Origin of the sequence: Mycolicibacterium sp. Y3, from assembly GCF_051188035.1 — a bacterium.
Lineage (GTDB): Bacteria > Actinomycetota > Actinomycetes > Mycobacteriales > Mycobacteriaceae > Mycobacterium > Mycobacterium fluoranthenivorans.
The window spans coordinates 4606715-4624826 of record NZ_JAVQLT010000001.1; the positions used below are offsets into that span (position 1 = coordinate 4606715).

At 68.3% G+C, this 18112-nt stretch carries 15 protein-coding genes; 5 read left to right on the top strand and 10 right to left on the bottom strand.

Going from position 1 to position 18112, the window contains the following annotated elements; genetic code table 11:
* Nucleotides 1–21: 21 nt before the first annotated feature.
* Genes allB through QN239_RS22565 form a run of 7 tightly spaced genes read right to left on the bottom strand, consistent with a single transcriptional unit; the run spans nucleotide 22 to nucleotide 8257 of the window.
* Nucleotides 22–1323 (bottom strand): allantoinase AllB, encoded by a 1302-nt coding sequence (gene allB / locus QN239_RS22535; protein ID WP_499013726.1) that lies wholly within the window; start codon nucleotides 1321–1323, stop codon nucleotides 22–24.
* Nucleotides 1320–2156 (bottom strand): N-acyl homoserine lactonase family protein, encoded by an 837-nt coding sequence (locus tag QN239_RS22540; RefSeq protein ID WP_499013728.1) that lies wholly within the window; start codon nucleotides 2154–2156, stop codon nucleotides 1320–1322. Before QN239_RS22540 ends, allB begins: the two co-directional genes overlap by 4 nt.
* Nucleotides 2156–3736 carry an ABC transporter substrate-binding protein gene (locus QN239_RS22545; protein ID WP_499013730.1) on the bottom strand — a complete coding sequence of 527 codons (1581 nt, stop codon included), beginning with the start codon at nucleotides 3734–3736 and terminating at the stop codon, nucleotides 2156–2158. Before QN239_RS22545 ends, QN239_RS22540 begins: the two co-directional genes overlap by 1 nt.
* A complete protein-coding gene (locus QN239_RS22550) occupies nucleotides 3733–4404 on the bottom strand; it encodes a cysteine hydrolase family protein (RefSeq protein WP_499013733.1) in 672 nt (223 codons plus the stop codon). The genes QN239_RS22545 and QN239_RS22550 overlap by 4 nt, the downstream gene beginning before the upstream one ends.
* Entirely contained in the window at nucleotides 4405–5409 is a 1005-nt protein-coding gene (locus QN239_RS22555; protein WP_090357068.1) for an ABC transporter permease, read from the bottom strand.
* Nucleotides 5410–5411: 2 nt separating this feature from the next.
* A complete protein-coding gene (locus tag QN239_RS22560) occupies nucleotides 5412–6281 on the bottom strand; it encodes an ABC transporter permease (protein ID WP_499013736.1) in 870 nt (289 codons plus the stop codon).
* Nucleotides 6281–8257, bottom strand: coding sequence for an ABC transporter ATP-binding protein (locus QN239_RS22565; protein WP_499013739.1), 1977 nt, complete (start codon nucleotides 8255–8257; stop codon nucleotides 6281–6283). Before QN239_RS22565 ends, QN239_RS22560 begins: the two co-directional genes overlap by 1 nt.
* A 195-nt stretch (nucleotides 8258–8452) precedes the next feature.
* Here QN239_RS22565 and QN239_RS22570 point away from each other — a divergent pair, with 195 nt between their 5' ends.
* Complete coding sequence (locus QN239_RS22570; protein WP_499013742.1) at nucleotides 8453–9121, top strand: TetR/AcrR family transcriptional regulator; 669 nt, start codon at nucleotides 8453–8455, stop codon at nucleotides 9119–9121.
* Here QN239_RS22570 and uca read toward each other — a convergent pair.
* Entirely contained in the window at nucleotides 9112–12720 is a 3609-nt protein-coding gene (uca, locus tag QN239_RS22575) for an urea carboxylase (RefSeq protein ID WP_499013743.1), read from the bottom strand. The two genes, QN239_RS22570 and uca, sit on opposite strands and share 10 nt — an antisense overlap.
* A gap of 151 nt (nucleotides 12721–12871) precedes the next feature.
* Between uca and QN239_RS22580 the strand changes: the two genes are divergently transcribed.
* The 3 genes from QN239_RS22580 (at nucleotide 12872) to QN239_RS22590 (ending at nucleotide 15773) form a co-directional block, all read left to right on the top strand.
* Nucleotides 12872–13153: a YciI family protein gene (locus QN239_RS22580; RefSeq protein WP_499013746.1), complete on the top strand. Its 282-nt coding sequence runs from the start codon at nucleotides 12872–12874 to the stop codon at nucleotides 13151–13153.
* Nucleotides 13154–13327: 174 nt separating this feature from the next.
* Nucleotides 13328–14377 carry an NAD(P)-dependent alcohol dehydrogenase gene (locus tag QN239_RS22585; protein WP_499013749.1) on the top strand — a complete coding sequence of 350 codons (1050 nt, stop codon included), beginning with the start codon at nucleotides 13328–13330 and terminating at the stop codon, nucleotides 14375–14377.
* Nucleotides 14378–14462: 85 nt separating this feature from the next.
* Nucleotides 14463–15773, top strand: a complete 1311-nt coding sequence (locus QN239_RS22590) for a cytochrome P450 (protein ID WP_499013751.1) — start codon at nucleotides 14463–14465, stop codon at nucleotides 15771–15773.
* On the opposite strand, the gene QN239_RS22595 is transcribed toward QN239_RS22590, so the two are convergent.
* Both QN239_RS22595 and QN239_RS22600 read right to left on the bottom strand, forming a co-directional pair.
* Nucleotides 15770–16078: a DUF3349 domain-containing protein gene (locus QN239_RS22595; RefSeq protein ID WP_499016930.1), complete on the bottom strand. Its 309-nt coding sequence runs from the start codon at nucleotides 16076–16078 to the stop codon at nucleotides 15770–15772. The two genes, QN239_RS22590 and QN239_RS22595, sit on opposite strands and share 4 nt — an antisense overlap.
* 125 nt (nucleotides 16079–16203) lie before the next feature.
* Nucleotides 16204–17253 carry a cupin domain-containing protein gene (locus QN239_RS22600; RefSeq protein WP_499013754.1) on the bottom strand — a complete coding sequence of 350 codons (1050 nt, stop codon included), beginning with the start codon at nucleotides 17251–17253 and terminating at the stop codon, nucleotides 16204–16206.
* A gap of 213 nt (nucleotides 17254–17466) precedes the next feature.
* Between QN239_RS22600 and QN239_RS22605 the strand changes: the two genes are divergently transcribed.
* Nucleotides 17467–18111 carry a response regulator gene (locus QN239_RS22605; RefSeq protein ID WP_372517238.1) on the top strand — a complete coding sequence of 215 codons (645 nt, stop codon included), beginning with the start codon at nucleotides 17467–17469 and terminating at the stop codon, nucleotides 18109–18111.
* The last annotated feature ends 1 nt before the right edge of the window (nucleotide 18112 follow it).

Genomic DNA, 18112 nt, shown 5'->3' on the forward strand with positions numbered 1-18112 from the left:
AGGGATTGAGCACCAGGATTCTCACACCGGCTCTCCTATCCGAGTCAGGGCCGGTACACCGGCCACCCACGTCTGTAACACCGCACCCCGCAGACTGACACCCTCATACGGGCTCACCGGGTGCCGGTGCCGCAGTGCGCCGGCGTGCACCGTCTCGTACGCGTCGGGGTCGAAGGCACACAGGTCGGCCCGCAGGCCCACCTCGATCCGGCCCCGGTCGGCGTATCCGGCCAGTGCGGCGGGCCGCTGCGACATCCACCGGCTCACCTCGGCGATCCCGAAACCGCGTCGGGCGGCCTCGGTCCACACCGCCCGCGGACCGAGCTGCAACGAGCTGATACCGCCGAAGGCGCGTCCGAAATCTCCGGCCGCCTTATCGCGCGGGGCGCACGGCGAATGATCCGACACCACCAGGTCCAAGGGTCCGTCCGCCAGCGCCGACCACAGCAGTTCGCGATTGGCACCGTCGCGGATCGGCGGGCACACGGCGAACTCGGTGCCGCCGTCGGGCACCGTCTCGGCATCGAAAGTCAGGTAATGCGGACAGGTTTCGGCGGTGAGGGCCAAGCCTTCGGCTTTGGCTTCGGCCACCATAGGCACCACGTGGGCGCTGGAGACGTGCACGATATGCGCCCGGGCTCCGGTCTCGCGCGCGGTCTCGACGACGAGGCCGACCGCGTCCTCCTCGGCGGCATCGGGTCGTGACGCCAGGAACGATCGGTAGGAACGACCGACCGGGCGGGGGCCGGCGTCGATCACCGCATGACTCTCGGCGTGCACCAGCAGCAGCGAGCCCAGGTCGGCGATGCGGGCCATGGCGGCACGGAACTGCGCGGGACTCAGGTGGCCGAAGTCCGGGTTGCCCGAGTCGGCGAGAAAACACTTGAAACCCCGCACGCCGGCCTGCACCAGCGAGGCGAGTCGGTCCAGGTTGTCCGGGACGACACCACCCCAGAACCCGATGTCGACAAGGCAGTTGCCCTCCGCGGCCGCCTTTTTGAGGTTCAAGGCGGACACGCTGGTGGTCACCGGGTCGGAGTCCAGCGGCATATCGACAAGTGTGGTGATACCGCCCGCGGCGGCGGCCGCGGTGGCACTGGCGAAGCCCTCCCAGTCGGTGCCGGGATCGTTGATGTGCACGTGGGTGTCGACGAATCCCGGCAGCAGCACCGCATCGTGCGGCAGCCGGATGTCCTGTGCCGCCGAATGATCTGCGTCGAGGGCATCGATGCGGGCGATCTGCCCGCCGGCGATCCCGACCGACGCCGGGACCAGGTGCCCGTCGATGAGCACCCGGTCCGCGCGCAGGACGCACTCCCTCACCTTCCGACCGGCCCGAACCTGTCGTGGAAATGCTGGGTGAGCTCGGGCCACACGTGCGGATCGTGGCCGGGGATCAGCTGGTAGCCCTTGTCGGCGGCCAGCCTCTTGAGCCTGCGGATCGGCTCGACGGTGTCCTGCGGATCGACATCGATGAATCCACCGATGGCCAGTTCGTGCTCGATGTTCTCGGTGAGATCGGCGGCGTCGAACGCAAACACGAAACCGTCACCACCCACCGACTCGTCGAGCTCCACCACGAAGCTCTGATGCCCCGGGGTATGCCCGTAGGTCGGCACGGCGGTGATACCGGGGGCGATCTCGGCCTCGCCGTCGGCCAGGCGCCACTCGATGTTGGGGTCGTCGAAGTCCACCCGCACGATCGCATGGCGTTCCGGTTCCGGATGATTCGACAGGCCGTACTCGAGTTCCCGACGCTGGGCGTGCACCGGCACCTTGCCGGCGAACAACTTCAGCCCGCCCGCATGGTCATGGTGCAGGTGGCTGACTGCGACGGTGTGGATGGCATCGAAATCCACCCCGACCTCGGCGAGGCGCTGCTCGATCGGCTCGCCGGGCCCGGGCAGCACCGGGCGGTACTCCACCGTAGGGAAGAACCGCCGGTACAGCGCCGGGTCCCGCACCAGCGCGGTGTTGAAACCGGTGTCCAGCAACACCCACCCACCGTCGGTCTGCAACAGCACACCGGGCACCGGTTCGCGCATCCGTTCCTCGGGCGGGGCGCCGTACACCGACACCGACTTCGGCAGTTCCTCCCAACCCAGCGTCAGCAGGATGATCCGGCGCACCCCGCTCTTGCGGACCAGCGTGGCCATCAGCCCACCGACAGTGCGGCCAGCCGCAGGGTGTTCGGATCGGTCACCACGTGCGCCTGCTCGACACCCTTGAGCCACGGCTGCGCCACCATGAAGTCGTTGACGTTCGCGACGTTCAGCCAGCAACCGGTCTTGACCGCTTCCTCACCGGCTGTGGAGAAGTCGGCGTCCGAGCCGGTCGGCAGCCCCTTGGCCAGCGCATCCTTGATTCCCGGCGACGAGCATCCGAAGAAGTTCAGTCCGCCGTCGGCATCCCAGGAAATATGACCCCAGGTGTACGGCGACGGGGCGTCCGGCCAGCCGAGGTAGGTCATGATCTCCGGTGCCGCCTGCCCGTCACCGCCGACCCAGCCGTAGATCTCCGAGGTGGGGTAGGCCTGCACCTTGGCGTTCAAACCGGCTGCGGCCAACTGGGTCTGGATCAGGTTGCTGATCAGCTGGTTGTCCGGGTTGGACGAGTCGTACCCGATCGTGACCGACTTCTGGTCGGCGGGCAGACTACCGGCGATACCGGTCAGCACCGACGGATCATGGGGCACCGACTGCTTGCCGAACTCGGGGGCCATCATGTTCGCCGGGTAGATCTGCTCGGCCTTCTTACCGCGCCCGAAGTAGGTCTGCTTCACCAGTTCGTCGACGTCGATGGCCTGCATCACCGCGTTGCGATTCTTGACGTCGGCCATCATGCCCTTCTTGGGATTGATGTAGACGAAGTTCGACATCATCGTCGGCAGCGAGTAGTTCGCGAACGACTTGTTGTCCAGGTAGGACTGCACCGCCGAGGACGGTAGGTCGTGCAGGATCGCCGCCAACTGCCCGTTGTTGAACTGCAGTTGCTGGGCCGACACGTCGGTGATGACCGGGAGCTCGACCTTCTCGAAATAGGGCTTGGTGCCCCAGTAGTCACCGAACGCGGTCAGCTCGTACTTCGAGCCCACCTCGGCGGCGGTCAGCGTGTACGGGCCGGTGCCCAGGTCGTGATTGGTCAGATAGCCCTGGGCGTTGTCGGTGCCCGCGTTCTTCTTCAGGCCCTCGGGGCTCAGCATCCGCGGCCCGTATGGGCAGGCGAGGTAATCCAAGAACGCCGAGTTGGGTGCCTTGAGCGTGACGGTGACACCGTAATCACCTTGCGTGGTCACCGAATCGATATCGGAGACCATGTAGGCCGGTCCTTGATTGACCGCCGCCCGTCGGTCGAACGATGCCTTGACTGCAGCCGAGGTGAACGGCGTGCCGTCGTGGAACTTCACCCCTTCGCGCAGTTTGAACGTGAACACCTTGTTATCCGGCGAGGCCGTCCATTCGGTGGCCAGCAGCGGTTGCAATTCGGCCTTGTCGGTACCGCTCTTGTACTGCAGCAACCCTTCATAGGTGTTGGTGGTCAGCAGCAGACCCTGCCCCGCGTAGTAGATGTCGGGGTCCGGTGGCTGGCCCGGGTCCTGCAGGAACGACAGGTGCAGCACCTTGTCGGTGGGGGCGGCATTGGGTGTGCTGCTACCGCCGGAATTCGATCCGCCGCAGGCGGTCAGCATCAGGGCGGTCGCCGCGCCGATGGCGACCATGGTGCGCAGTTTCTTCATCGTGCGGCTCCTTCGAGTACCGGGGTGGTCAGGGAGGCGCCGGAGCCGCTCTGGCGGCGACATCCGGCAAACGCGTCGAGGATTTCCTCGGTGGTGCGTACCGCACCGGTCTGCAGGTACTCCATGGCATCCAGCGCCGCGTCGTGGCGATACTCCGAGGAGCCGCCGACACAGTCCTCGACGACGCGCACGTAGAAGTCGCGTTGGTGCGCATCGGCGAAGGTGTAGTGCACGCACACGTCGGTGAGCCCGCCGATCAGGATCAACGTGTCCGCCTTCAGACCGGACAGCACGATCTCGAATTCGGTGCCGATGAAACCCGAGTAGCGCCGTTTCACGATGTGGAACTCACGGTTGGGCCCGTCGAGATCGGGCAGCAGCTCGGGATGCAGCGGCGTGCCGGGCCGGCCGTCGATACAGTGCGGACCCTCGACACCGTCGAGTTCGCGGCCGAAGTCGATCCCGTTGGCACGGTGCACTTCCTGGAAGAACACAATCGGGATGCCGGCCGCCCGCGCCCCGGCGATCAGTTGCCGCGCCCGGCCGATCCGGTCGGCGTATCCGGCCATGTGCGGGATACCGACCTCTTCGACGGGCATATCGCCGGACTCCTGCATGTCGACCACGACAAGCACGGGATTTCCCACGATGAGTGGTTGTTTCGGCACCTAACCTCCTGTGACTGCGATACGGGGATCTGCGGCGGCCTGGAGCAGGTCCACGGCCGTGTTGATGAAGACGTAGAGGGCACCGAGCATCAGGGTGACTCCGGCGATCGCCGGGAAGTCCGCGACGGGGATGCTCTGGGCGATGTACTGACCGATACCGGGCCAACCGAACACCTGCTCCACCACGAGCACACCGGAGAACATCAGGCCGACTTGCAATCCCGTCATGGACAGCGCTGCGCCCACCGAGTTGCGCAACACGTGCCTGGCCATGATCCGGCCCTCGGAAAGGCCCTTGGCCCGGGCCGTGCGGGCGTAGTCGCTGTCGATATCGGTCATCAGGCTGCTGCGCAGCACCCGCCCGATCGCGACGGCCGGGCCGATCGCGATGACCAGCGCCGGCAGGATCAGGTGGTGCACGGCGTCGGCCACGACGTCGAACCGGGCGTGCAGCAGACCGTCCACCGTGAGCAGTCCGGTGGGCCCGTCGGGTGGATTCGGTACCGCGATACGGCCGTTGGCGGGCACCCAGCCGAGGGTCTGGTAGAAGACGATCAGCCCGACGATGCCGAGCAGGAACATCGGGGCCGACGACCCGGTGAACAGCACCGCCCGCAGCACCCCTGCGCCCCGCCATTTCAGGGTGGTGCTGAACGCCAGCAGCACCGCGAGCAGGATCGCGATCACCAAGCCGCTCAGTGCCAGTTCCAAAGTGGCGGGGAAGAACGAGCCGAGATCGGACATCACCGCGTGCCGGGTGCGGTAGGAGGTGCCCAGATCGCCGGTCACCGCGCCGGACAGATAGTGCCAGAACTGCACCAGGACAGGGTCGTTCAGCCCCAGGGCTTCGCGGCGGGCCGCCACGGCCTGGGCCGAGGCCTGTGCCCCGAGCTGCGCCTTGACCGGATCCAGCGGGGAGATGTTCTGCAACACGAACAGCACCGCGGTGAGGGCGACCAGGATGGCCGCCATGGCACCGACCCGGGAGGCTATGAAGGTCTTCATGGTCAACTCGTCTTCATCAGGTTGCGCAGACAGTCACCGGCGATGTTGGCGACCAGCGCCAGCACCAGGACACCGAGACCGGGCATCACCGGGATCCACCACTGCTGCAGGAAGTAGCTGAGGTTGCGGGCCGAGTCGGCACCCAGTTCGGGTGCCGGCGCCGCCTGGCCCAGTCCGAGGAAGGACAGCGCGGCCAGGGTGAGAATCAGGGTGCCGATATCGAGGCTGGCGGCCACCAGTGCGTTCGGTACCGCACCCGGCAGCAGGTGCCGGCCGGCGAGCCGAAATCTGCTGACACCGGCCAGTTTCGCCGCTTCCACATGTGGCCGGGCGGCCAGCCGAGCGACCTCCCCGCGGACCAGCCTGGCATAGAACGGCCACCACACGATGGACACCGCGATCAGCGTGTGCAGGAAACCCGGTCCGAGTGCGGCCACCACCGCGATCGCCAGCACGGGTGCGGGCAACGACAGAAAGCCGTCGGTGATGCGCATCAGGGTGGCGTCCACCCAGCCACCGGTGGCACCGGCGACGAGGCCGACCAGCCCGCCGAGGAACAGCCCCAGCGCCACCACCGCCAGTGCGGCGAACCAGCTCGAGCGGGCACCGTAGAGCACCCGGGAGAAGATGTCGCGGCCGACGCTGTCGGTGCCGAGCAGAAACCCGTTCTTGCCCGGCGCCTGCAGGGGCAGACCGACCGGGGTCAGCGGGTCGTGCGGTGCGATCAGGGGTACCGCGATGACCACCAGGGTCACCACGATCACCAGGGCGAATCCGGTCCAGTTGACGATCGCCGACCGGGACTGCGGCAGGGACGGCCGCCAGCGCGTGCCACCGCGGACCAGGCCGGGAGCAGAGATCGCGATGGCCATCAGACCGCTTTCCGTTCGATACAGGCGACCTGGTGCGGATCGCCGGGGAAGCCTTCCAGGCGGACGTCGAGCTCGTCACCGTTGCAGGCGTCGACGGAGATGGGACACCGCGGGTGGAACGCGCATCCGGTCGGTGGTGACAGCGGGCTGGCGGGTTCGCCTGCCAGCACGCGTGATTCGCGGCCCAGGTCGGGAATGGAGTCGACCAGCGCCCGAGTGTAGGGATGGGCTGGATCGCCGATGACCTGCTCGGCAGGGCCGATTTCGACGATTCGGCCGAGGTACATCACCGCGATGCGGTCGGCGACCACCCGGGCCACCGACAGGTCGTGCGTCACGAACACCACGGACATGTCCAGCTTGCGGCGAAGGTCGCCGATCAAGTTGAGCACCGAGGCGGCCAGCGAGACGTCCAGGGCGCTGGTGGGCTCATCGCACAGCAGCACCGGAGGGGGTACGACGGTGGCCCGGGCCAGTGAAACCCGTTGCCGCTGACCGCCGGAGAGCTGACCGGCTCGCGATGTGGCCACCTCGGCGGGCAGCCCGACCCGTTCGAGCACCTCGATGACGGCCTCGCGCCGTTGCGACCGGGACATCTTCGTGCCACGCAGGCGCTCGGCGATGAGTTCACCGACCGACAGCCACGGCGTCAGCGACGCGCCCGCATCCTGGAAGACCATCTGCGGTCGCTGCTCGCCGGCGAGTTTCACGGTGCCGGAGGTGGCCTTCTCCAGACCGGCGATCACGCGCAGCAGGGTGGACTTGCCCGACCCGCTCTCCCCCACCAGTGCCACCGATTCGCCGTGCCCCACCCGCAGGGTGACCCCGCGCAGTGCCTGCAGCTTGCCACGGCGGGCGACCGCGAAGGTCTTGAGGACATCGGCGAGTTCGATCGCGCAGGGCGGCTCGGCGTCCGGCGGCGAAACCGCTTGTTCGGCAAAGGGTCCGCCGTCCGAGGTGGCCTCGGTCACCGCCTGCCGCTCGGGCGGCAGCAGGCACGCGCTGACCCGCCCGGGAGCCACCGAGATCGGATCCGGGGGTGTTTTCGTGCAGTCGTCGGTGGTGAGTTCGCAGCGGGGCGCGAACGCGCATCCCGGCAGCGGCACCAGGGGGCTCGGCACCGACCCCGGAAGCGCGGCCAGCCGCCGGTCCCGCACGGTCTGCAGCGTCAGCCGGGAGCGCAGCAGGCCGCGGGTGTAGGGATGGGCGGGCGCCTGCAGAACCTCGGCGGTCGGCCCGATCTCGGCGATGCGGCCCGCGTAGAGCACCGCGATGCGGTCCGAGATCTGCGCGGCCACGCCGAGGTCGTGGGTGATGAAGACGATGCTGCAGCCGATCTCGTCGCGCAGTCCCTGCAGCAGGGTCAACACCTGAGCCTGCACGGTGACATCGAGCGCGGTGGTGGGCTCGTCGGCGATGATGAGTTCGGGGTCACCCGCGATGGCGATGGCGATCATCACCCGCTGGCGCAGGCCGCCGGAGAGCTCATGCGGATAGGAACGTATCCGCCGGGCCGGCTCCGGGATGCCCACCGCCGTCAACAGGCGCAGCGCTTCCTCTTCGCTGCCCGCGGCCTCCGCGACCTGCTTGCCGATCCGCATGGTGGGGTTCAGCGAGGTCATCGGGTCCTGGAACACTGCGCCGAGGTCGAGCCGGCGCACCTTGCGCAACATCTTGGCGTCGCCGTGCACCATGTCCGAACCGACCACCGAGATGGTGCCGTCGACGCGGGCCTGCCGGGGCAGCAGCCCGAGCAGGCCGAAACCCAGCACGCTCTTCCCCGAGCCGGATTCGCCGACCAGTCCGAGGATCTCGCCGGGGGCCACGGCCAGACTGACCCCGCGCAGCGCGTGCACGTCGGTGCCGTTGCGGCGGAAGGTGACATGCAGGTCGCCGACGGCGGCGACGGGATCAACGTTCGGCGGCGCCGCGGAGTGCACCTGCTCCACATCGACCGCGGAACCGACGATGCCCATGAGCGCTCTCCCGGGTTGTTCGCGGTGCCATGGCTGGCCTGTCAGTTGACAGTTTTCACGGCAAGCAGGCTCGGTGGGTGTCGCTGGCGTAACCAATTCGGGGCCGTAGGTAACCGAGGCGTATCGCGCGTTTCTGTCGTGTGACAGATACGCTCGTGCGTACCGATCGGGTAGGTCATGGGTCACGATGGGACCATGCCGCTCACCCGCGCAGGCCGGCCCCGACTGCAGACGCAGCGGCGCCCCGGTATGACGGCCCGCGACGAAATCCTGGATGCGGCAAGCGAATTGTTCACCACAACGGGTTACGCGGGCACATCCACGCGCAGTATCGCCGAGTCGGTCGGCATCCGGCAGGCCTCGCTGTATCACTATTTCAAGACCAAGGACGACATCCTGTGCGCTCTGCTGAGCCAGACCGTCACACCGACACTGTCGTTCATCCCGACCCTGCTGGGCGCCACGCCCGCCTTGACCGCGGCCGAGCACCTGCACGCGCTCGCCGCGTTCGACGGCGATCAACTGCTCAGTGGGAGTTGGAATCTGGGCGCGCTGTACCTGCTTCCCGAATTGCGCGACGCTCGTCTGGAGCCGTTCTGGTCGGACCGGGAACGCCTCCGGCTGCACTACCTGGCACTGAGCCGGGCCGTGTTGGACCGCACCGGGGTCCACCCCGCCGCCGCCGATCTGCCGTTCCGGCTGGTCGAGTCACTGGTCAACATGTGGTCGGTGCCGCACGGCCCGGAGCGCTCCGAACTGCCGGTACACGTGGCCGACGCATGCCTGCGGGTGCTCGGCGATGCGACGACACCCGAGCTACGGGACCGCAGCCGGCAGCTGATCGAACTGCACGCTCAGAGCTGACCGACCACCACCAGCGGTGTCCCGGGTTCCACCTGATGCCCCGCCTCCACCAACACATGCGTGACGACCCCGTCGGACGGTGCGGTCAGCACCGTCTCCATCTTCATCGCCTCCAATGCCACCAGTGCCTGGCCCGCGACGACGCGTTCCCCCACCGCCACATCGACCTTCCACACACTCGAGGAGAACGGGGCGTCCACGCGGTGCGCCGCATCGTCGAGCACCAGGTCATCCGCGGTCGTCGTGGCCCGCGACTGGGCGCGCTCGGCCCGGTCGAATTCCCCTGCCGCGGCCCACGCGGCCCGTTCGGCGGCGAACGCCGCAGTCTGCACCGACCGGAACCGCTGGATGTCCTCGGCGTGTTCGGCGAGGAAGCGTTCATGCTCGGCCAGTGAGAAGGTGCCCGGTGTGATGTCGACGGTGCCGCGGCCCGCGGCGATATCGGCCCGCAGGTCCAGCAGTTCCTCCGGGCTGACGGGGTACCACGAGATGCGGTCGAAAAACCTGAGAAGCCAGGGATTTTCATCGGCAGAGCGCGGATAGCGGCGCCAGACCTGCGTGGTCCGGCCGACGAACTGGTAGCCGCCCGGCCCCTCCATCCCGTAGATGCACAGGTAGGCCCCGCCGATGCCCACGGAGTTCTCCGCGGTCCAGGTGCGGGCCGGATTGTATTTGGTGGTCACCAATCGGTGCCGCGGGTCCAGCGGAGTGGCCACCGGCGCACCGAGATACACGTCACCGAGGCCGAGGGTGAGGTACTCGGCGGCGAACACGATGTCCATCACCTCGGCCTGGGACGCCAGACCGTTGACCCGGCGGATGAACTCGATATTCGACGGGCACCACGGCGCGTCATCGCGCACCCCGGAGGTATAGCGTTCGATCGCCTCGCGGGTCGCGGGGTCGTCCCAGCTCAGCGGGAGCCGCACCGAACGGCTGGGCACCACCAGATCCGACAGGGCGGGCAGGTCGTCCTCGAGCTCGCGCAGCAGCCCGAGCAGCCGGGTGACGGGCAGGATGTCCGGATCGACATGCACCTGCAGGGAACGGATTCCCGGGGTCAGGTCGACGATTCCGGTGACCGATCCGTCGCGCACCGCGTCTGCCAGTCGCCCGTGCAGGGCATGCACACGAGCCCGCAGGCCCAGATCGAGCACCATCTCGCCGTACTCGACGAGCACGTTGTCGTCGCCGCTGCGCCGGTACACCACTGCCGGTGCGTCGCCCGGGGCGCGGCGGGCGAGGATGCCGTCGTCCCGGTCGCCACCGGTGCGGGCCACCGGGCCGGTGGCGCCGCGGTTGATGCCGATATCGGTGCGCGACGGCGCGTCCTGGGCCCGGACCGGTACGAATCGCACGGTATCCCCTGGGCGTAGCTGCCCGAGTTTCCAGCGCTGCGCCGAGATCACCGTCACCGGGCAGACAAAGCCGCCCAGGCTGGGACCGTCGGGGCCGAGCAGGATCGGGGTGTCACCGGTGAAATCCAGTGCGCCGACCGAGTAGGCGGTGTCATGGATGTTGGACGGGTGCAGTCCGGCCTCGCCGCCGTCGCCGCGCGCCCACTGCGGGGTGGGCCCTTCCAGGCGCACGCCGGTCCGGGCGGAATTGAAATGCACCCGGTAGCGGGCCGTGTAGAGGGTGTCGATATCGGTGCGGGTGAAGAACTCCGGTGCCGCGTGCGGACCTTCGGTGACCGCGAGTTCCCAGTCCGAGGGCATCGCGGGACGCAGTTCGGCCGGCACCGGCGCGGACGGCACGGCGCCGGCCGGCGGGACGACGCGCACCACGTCACCGGTGACGAGCTGCCGTCCGCCGTGGCCGCCGAAGCGCCCCAGGGTGAATGTCGACGCACTGCCGAGGTAGCGCGGGATGTCCAGCCCACCGGCGAACAGCACGTAGGTGCGCAGCCCCGCGACCTCGGCCGCGCCGATGTCGAGCAGCCCGTCGGCCGGGACCTCGACGGGTTCCCACATCGGCGCCGGCACCCCGTCGATGGTCACCAGACAGTGCGCCCCGGTGACGCACACCGTCGTCGGCCGGGTGAAGCGCAGCGCGGGACCGGTTGCGGTGCACTCCAATCCGGGTGCCCCGTCGGCGTTTCCCAGGGCTCGGTTACCCAGCCGGAAGGACAAGTCGTCCATCGGACCACTGGGCGGGACACCGACATCCCACCGCCCCACCCGCCCGGGCAGGTCCTGCACGGTGGTGAGCAGCCCCGGCCGTTCGACCGTGATCCGCGGGCGTGGATCCGCCACGGCCGCCAGTGTTGCCGTGGTGTGCCGGACCGCCCGCACGTCGTCGTGCCCGAGCGCGGCACGCACGCTGCCGATGTTGACCTCGATACCGTGCAGCACGGTGTCGGCGAGGGCGGCGTCGAGGATGTCGAGGGCCGCCGCGCGATCGGGCGCGGTGCCGATCACCTTCGCCAGCAAGGGATCGTAGGATGCCGACACCTCGGTGCCCTGTTCCACCCAGGTGTCCACCCTGATCCCGGCCCGGGCGGGAAAGGCCACCGCGGTGAGGGTCCCGGTGCTCGGGCGGTACTCCCGGGACGGATCCTCGGCGTAGATACGGGCTTCGACGGCGTGGCCGGACGTCGGGATCGCGGACGGCTGACCGTCCAACAGATCGCGTTCACCGCGGGCCAGCCGGAACATCCACGCGGCCAGGTCGATTCCGGTGATCGCCTCGGTGACGGGGTGTTCGACCTGGAGGCGGGCATTGACTTCCAGGAAGGACGCTTCCTGGCTTCGGGGGTCGTAGATGAACTCCACGGTGCCGGCGGATCGGTAGGACACCGCCGCGGCGAGCACCCGCGACGACGAATGCAGTTGGGCCCGTAGCTCATCGGGCAGGTCCGGGGCCGGTGCCTCCTCGATCACCTTCTGGTTACGCCGCTGCAGGGAGCAGTCCCGGTCCCCCAGGGACACCACCCGCCCGGTCCCGTCGCCGAAGATCTGCACCTCGACGTGACGGGCGTCGGCGACGTACCGCTCGACGAACACACCGGCCGCGGCGAAGCTGCGCCCGGCCAGGCGCGACACCTGGTCGTAGGCGGCGCGCAATTCGGCCGCGTCTCGGCACACCTGCATGCCGATACCGCCGCCACCACCGGTGGCCTTGAGCATCACCGGGTAGCCGATATCGGAAGCGGCGGCAAGCGCCGCGGTGACATCGTCGAGCAGTCCCGACCCGGCGAATACCGGGACACCCGCGGCCACCGCGGCCGCCCGAGCGGTGTGCTTGGCCCCGAACACCCGCAGCTGTTCGGGTGTCGGGCCGACGAACACCAAACCGCAATGTTGCACCGCGGCGGCGAATTCGGCGTCCTCGGAAAGGAATCCGTAGCCGGGGTGGATCATCCCGGCGCCGGTGGTGTGCGCGGCATCGAGGATCGCGTCCACCCGCAGGTAGCTTTCCGACGGAGCCGGCGGGCCCAGCCGGACCGCGGTATCCGCCATCCGCACGTGCGGTGCCGCGCGGTCGGCGTCGGAGAACACCGCGACGGTCCGCAGATCCAGCGCGCGGGCGGCGCGGATCAACCGGACGGCGACCTCACCCCGGTTGGCAATCAGAACAGTGCCGGCGTCGCTGCTCACCGGACTCCCCCCAGTCGGCATCATTTCTGTCAATCGACAGTTTGATGGGCGGGACGGACTCCATGGTTGCGACGGCGTAACCGATCCCCGGCGGCGCGTTAACGCCGTGCAACGGATGTGACTGGGCGATGACGCCGGTTACCCTCACGACGTGTCCGGACTTTTTCACGTGCTGAACCTGACCTACCTGCAGCCCGACGACGTCGTCGATGCGACCAGGCCGGCTCACCTGGCCTGGCTGACCGAGGAGGTGACCGCGGGCCGCATCCGGCTCGCCGGACGCACGCAGACCCGAGGTGCGGTGCTCATCACCGGCGATATGTCCGCCGAGGAGGCCGACGCCCTCGCCGCCGCCGACCCGTACACCCAGGCCGGTGTGGCACGGTATGACCGGGTCAGTGTCAACGCCGGATTCCGGGCGCCGGGTCTATAACCCGATTCACACCGTGAACCGGGACTAGACCCCGCGAGGCCGCTGTTGTACCGACCGGCGGTGCAAAGTCGCGCCCGTCACCGAGCCATGCTCGGTCACCTTCGCTAGCGTTGAGCGAAGGCATGTGATGCGCACTCAAAGAGGCATGTCGAAGAAGAAGAGGATCACCACACCATGACCACCACCGTTTCCGCCTACGCCGCCAACGAGGCGTCCGGCCATCTGACCAAGACCACCATCGAGCGCCGCGCCGTCGGCCCGCACGATGTGGCCTTCGACATCAAGTTCGCGGGTATCTGTCACAGCGATATCCACACCGTCAAAGCCGAATGGGGCACCCCCAACTATCCGGTGGTACCGGGACACGAGATCGCCGGCATCGTCACCGAGGTCGGCTCCGAGGTCACCACATACAAGGTCGGCGATCACGTCGGCGTCGGCTGCTTCATCGACTCCTGCCGCGAATGCGACAACTGCAAGGCCGGTCTGCAGCAGTACTGCACCGGCGAGTACGGCATGCACGGCACCTACAACTCCACCGAGCGTGACGGCAGCCCCACCTATGGCGGCTACAGCACCGCCATCGTCGTCGACGAGAACTACGTCCTGCGCATCCCGGATTCCATCCCGCTGGACAAGGCTGCTCCCCTGCTGTGCGCCGGCATCACCCTGTTCTCCCCGCTGAAGCACTGGAATGCGGGCCCGGGCAAGCAGGTGGCCGTGATCGGTCTGGGCGGCCTGGGCCACATGGGCGTCAAGTTGGCCCACGCCATGGGCGCGCACGTCACCGTGCTGAGCCAGTCGCTCAAGAAGATGGAAGACGGTCTGCGCCTGGGCGCCGACGAGTACTACGCCACCTCGGACCCGGACACCTTCACCAAGCTGGCCGGCAAGTTCGACCTCATCCTCAACACCGTGTCGGCCAACCTGCGCATGGGCGACTACCTGGGCCTGCTCAAGGTGGACGGCACCCTCGTCGAGCTCGGCATCCCGGAGCATCCCCTGGAGGTTCCGGCGTTCCCGCTGGCCGGTGGACGTCGCAGCATCTCGGGATCGATGATCGGCGGCATCCCCGAGACCCAGGAGATGCTCGACTTCTGCGCCGAGCATGACGTCACCCCGGAGATCGAGGTCGTCGACGCGTCGTATGTCAACGAGGCCTACGAGCGGGTGCTGTCCTCCGACGTGCGCTACCGCTTCGTCATCGACGCGTCCACCATCTAGCCGCCCGCGCTCGCCCCGGAGCCACCCGCTCCGGGGCGACTCCGCCGACGAAAGGGGCCGCCGTGCACGGCGTTACCATGGCCGTGTGACCGGCATCACCGCCGCCCTGCCGCCCGGGCCTCCTCTTCCCCGGGCGGTACAGGCGGCCCTGCTGGCGCGGTACTGGCCACGGTTCGTGGCGGCGTGCCACCGGCGCTACGGTCCCGCGTTCACGCTGCGGGTGTCCTCACTGGGCACGATCGTCTACCTGGCCGACTCCGCCGATATCAAGGCGGTGTTCGCCGGCAGCCCGCACGTTTTCCATGCGGGCGAAGCGAATTCGATGCTCAGCGGGCTCCTCGGCGACAGCTCCGTACTCGTCATCGACGACGAGGTGCACGCCGACCGGCGCCGTTTGATGATGGCCCCGTTCACCCGCGCGGCCGTCGACCGCCAGGGCGCCGCGATGGCCGAGATCGCCGCGCGAGCCATCGACGAATGGCCGGTGGGACGGAGTTTCGCGGTGGCGCCGCGGATGTCGGCGATCACCCTCGAGGTCATCCTGCGCACGGTGATCGGCGCCAGCGACCCGGCCCGACTCGCCGAGCTGCGCACGGTGCTGCCGCGCCTGCTGAACCTCACCGCCTTCGACAGCCTGTCGATCGCCGACAGCCGTCTACAACAGCGCAGGCCGTGGCGCGGTGTGCGGGACCGGATCGCTGCGGCGGACCGGCTGCTCTACGCCGAGATCGCCGAACGGCGCGCCGATCCGGCGCTGGCCGACCGTACCGACGCGCTCGCGATGCTGATCCGCGCGGCCGACGAGGACGGTCGTGCGATGACCGACCGTGAACTGCGCGACCAGCTGATGACCTTGCTCCTGGCCGGCCACGATACGACCGCCACGGCGCTCTCGTGGGCCTTGGAGCGGCTCACCCGCCACCCCGAGATCCTGGCCAGCGCCACCCGAGCCGCCCAGACCGGCGACGACGACTATCTGGATGCGGTGGCCAAGGAAACGCTGCGCATCCGGCCGGTCGTCTTCGACGTCGGCCGGGTGCTCACCGAGCCGGTCGATATCGCCGGCTACCGCCTGCCTGCGGGTGTCATGGTGGCGCCCGGGATCGGGCTGGCGCACGCGGACGCGGCGCGTTATCCGGACCCCGGCCGTTTCGACCCGGAGCGGATGGTCGGCACGACGCCTGGTCCCACCGCCTGGCTGCCGTTCGGCGGCGGTAACCGGCGCTGCCTGGGTGCCACGTTCGCCCTGACGGAGATGCGTGTCGTGCTCCGTGAGGTGCTACGGCGCGTCGAGTGGGAGACCACCACCGAGCCGGGCGAACGCCAACGCGTCAAGCACGTCGTGCTGACCCCGCACCGCGGGGGCCGGGTCACGGCCCGCGCCATCGGCTCTTAGTTTTCGGTCTCCTCGAGTCCCTCGACTCCCGACAACGGCCAGCCGGCCGCGGCGAGCTTGGCCGCCACCCGGCGTACGTTCTCCGGGCCCGCGTCGTGATGGGTGACCTCGGCGATGAACGCCTCGATCTCGTCCCTGTCGATCTCGCCGTCGGCCAGCGCGGACGAATCGGCGGCGGTGATGTGGGCCACCACCTCCTTGACCTGATCCTCGGTCAGCGGAGTGTTACGCAGCAGCGCCAGCAGCGGCACCCGGTCGGCACCGGGCACGCCCTCGGGGTAACCGGCGCGCAGCCAGTCCAGAATTCGGGCGACGAGCGAAGTCGAGGTGGTCACGCGACAAGTTTCTCGGGTCCGGCCGATATGCGCTACCACCGATGACATAGTTCTCCCGTCATTCACCGCGGGTTCATCCGATACCCCGAACCGATCTAATCCACGGGGTTGCTCTTGCGGACGATCAGCGGATCGGCCGGCGTGAACGGGAAATTCGGCAGGTCGTCGATATGGGTGTTGAACGTCGCGGCCAGCACTTCCCGGGAATACGCACTCGCCGAGGCGCGGTAGCCGATATCGGCGGGGAACGGCTGGTCGAAGAAGATCAGGAAGTGCCAGTCATCGGTACCGATGTTCTCGATGTGGTGCGGGTACGCGCGCGGGATGAAGTACATGTCCCCCGTCGTCATGTTCCAGGTGTCCAGCGTCCCATCGGGATTCATGATCGTCATGCGCGCGTCACCGTGCTGCACATAGCCCATCTCGGCGGTCGCGGGGTGCCAGTGCGGTTCCCGCATCCCGTCTTCGGCCACCCGCAGCGAGTACATCGAGATGTCCTTCAGCGCGGGCCAGTACTGGTCCCGGGCGAACCGCGCGTTGCCGTAGGCGTAGGTCAACCCGGCGGGCTGGCCCTCGATATCGAACTTGTGGGGATCCTTGAAGTACGCGCCGGAGGGAATCTCCGGATCGCCGATCCGGGCGGCGAGTTTGTGATCTGTACGTCGGGTGTCACGGCGGATCTTGGCCATATCGGACGACGGCAGGTCATAGGTGTTGCCCAGGACGGCATCGGTGAAGGCGCCGAACGTGGCACCGAGCCCGAAGTCCTCGGGGCGTTCGTTGCGGAAGGCGATGATGAATTCGGCCGCCTCGTCGCCGATGTTCTCGATGTGGTGCAGCGAGCCGGAGTCGATGTGGAACATCTGCCCCGCGGTGATGACGAAGCTGGAGAACTCGCTGTAGTTGTCGAGCACCGAGACCAGAGCCGTACCGGACACGCAGTAGGTCAGCTCATTGGCGTTGGCGTGCCAGTGCGGTGTGCGCATGGCGCCCGGGTTCAACACCACCCGCTTGATGGACAGTCGATTCAGGATGGGCAGGTTGTCGGCGGTGACGCGGCGCATCGAGCCCAGCTCGTTCTCTTCGACGATCTCGCCGTCGAGCAGAGACAAGGTGTGCGCGCTGCGGGTCAGTGATGTGGTCATGGCGATCTCCTCGGTGACTGATTTCGACGAGTTCACTTTCCTCCTCCACCGCCACGGCGTCTGCGGTGCTGGCTGCCAACACCGCGGGAGCGCTCGCCGTACCGGCCGGGTAGGGCCAGCCCCCATATCGGGCACGCATCCTGACGCGCGCGCGGCGAGATGCGAGAATGTCGCGGCTGCAACGGCAGCACCTGAAAGGGCGTGCGGGTGGCTATACGAGTTGTCATCGCAGACGATGACGTGTTGCTGCGTGAGGGGCTCGCCAGTCTCTTGCAGCGGTCGGGTTTCGAGGTGGCCGGGCAGGCCGGCGACGCGGAAACGCTGCTCGCCGCGGTGCGTGAACACGGGCCCGACCTGGTGCTCACCGATATCCGGATGCCACCCGCGCACAGCACCGAGGGGCTCGACGCCGCGCGCACCATCCGCGCCGAGTTCCCCGACACCGGGATCGTGGTGCTCTCGGCGCACATCGACGTCGAACACGCCACCGAGCTGCTCGCCGGTGGCCGCGCCATCGGCTATCTGCTCAAGACCCGCGTCACCGATGTCGAGGATTTCGTCGACACCTTGAACCGGGTGACCGCGGGGGCCTCAGTCATCGACCCGGCTCTGGTCACCGAGCTGGTGTCAGCCCGGCGACGCAATGATCCGCTGGCCGCCCTGAGCGCCCGCGAACGCGAGGTGCTGTCCCTGATGGCCGAGGGCCTGTCCAATGCGGGTATCGGCCGGCGGCTGTGGGTGACCGAGGGCACGGTGGAAAAGCATGTGCGCAGCATCCTGACCAAACTGGACCTGCCGGAAACCGGGGACGATCACCGGCGGGTGCGCGCGGTGATCGTCTACCTCGACTCGCTCTGAG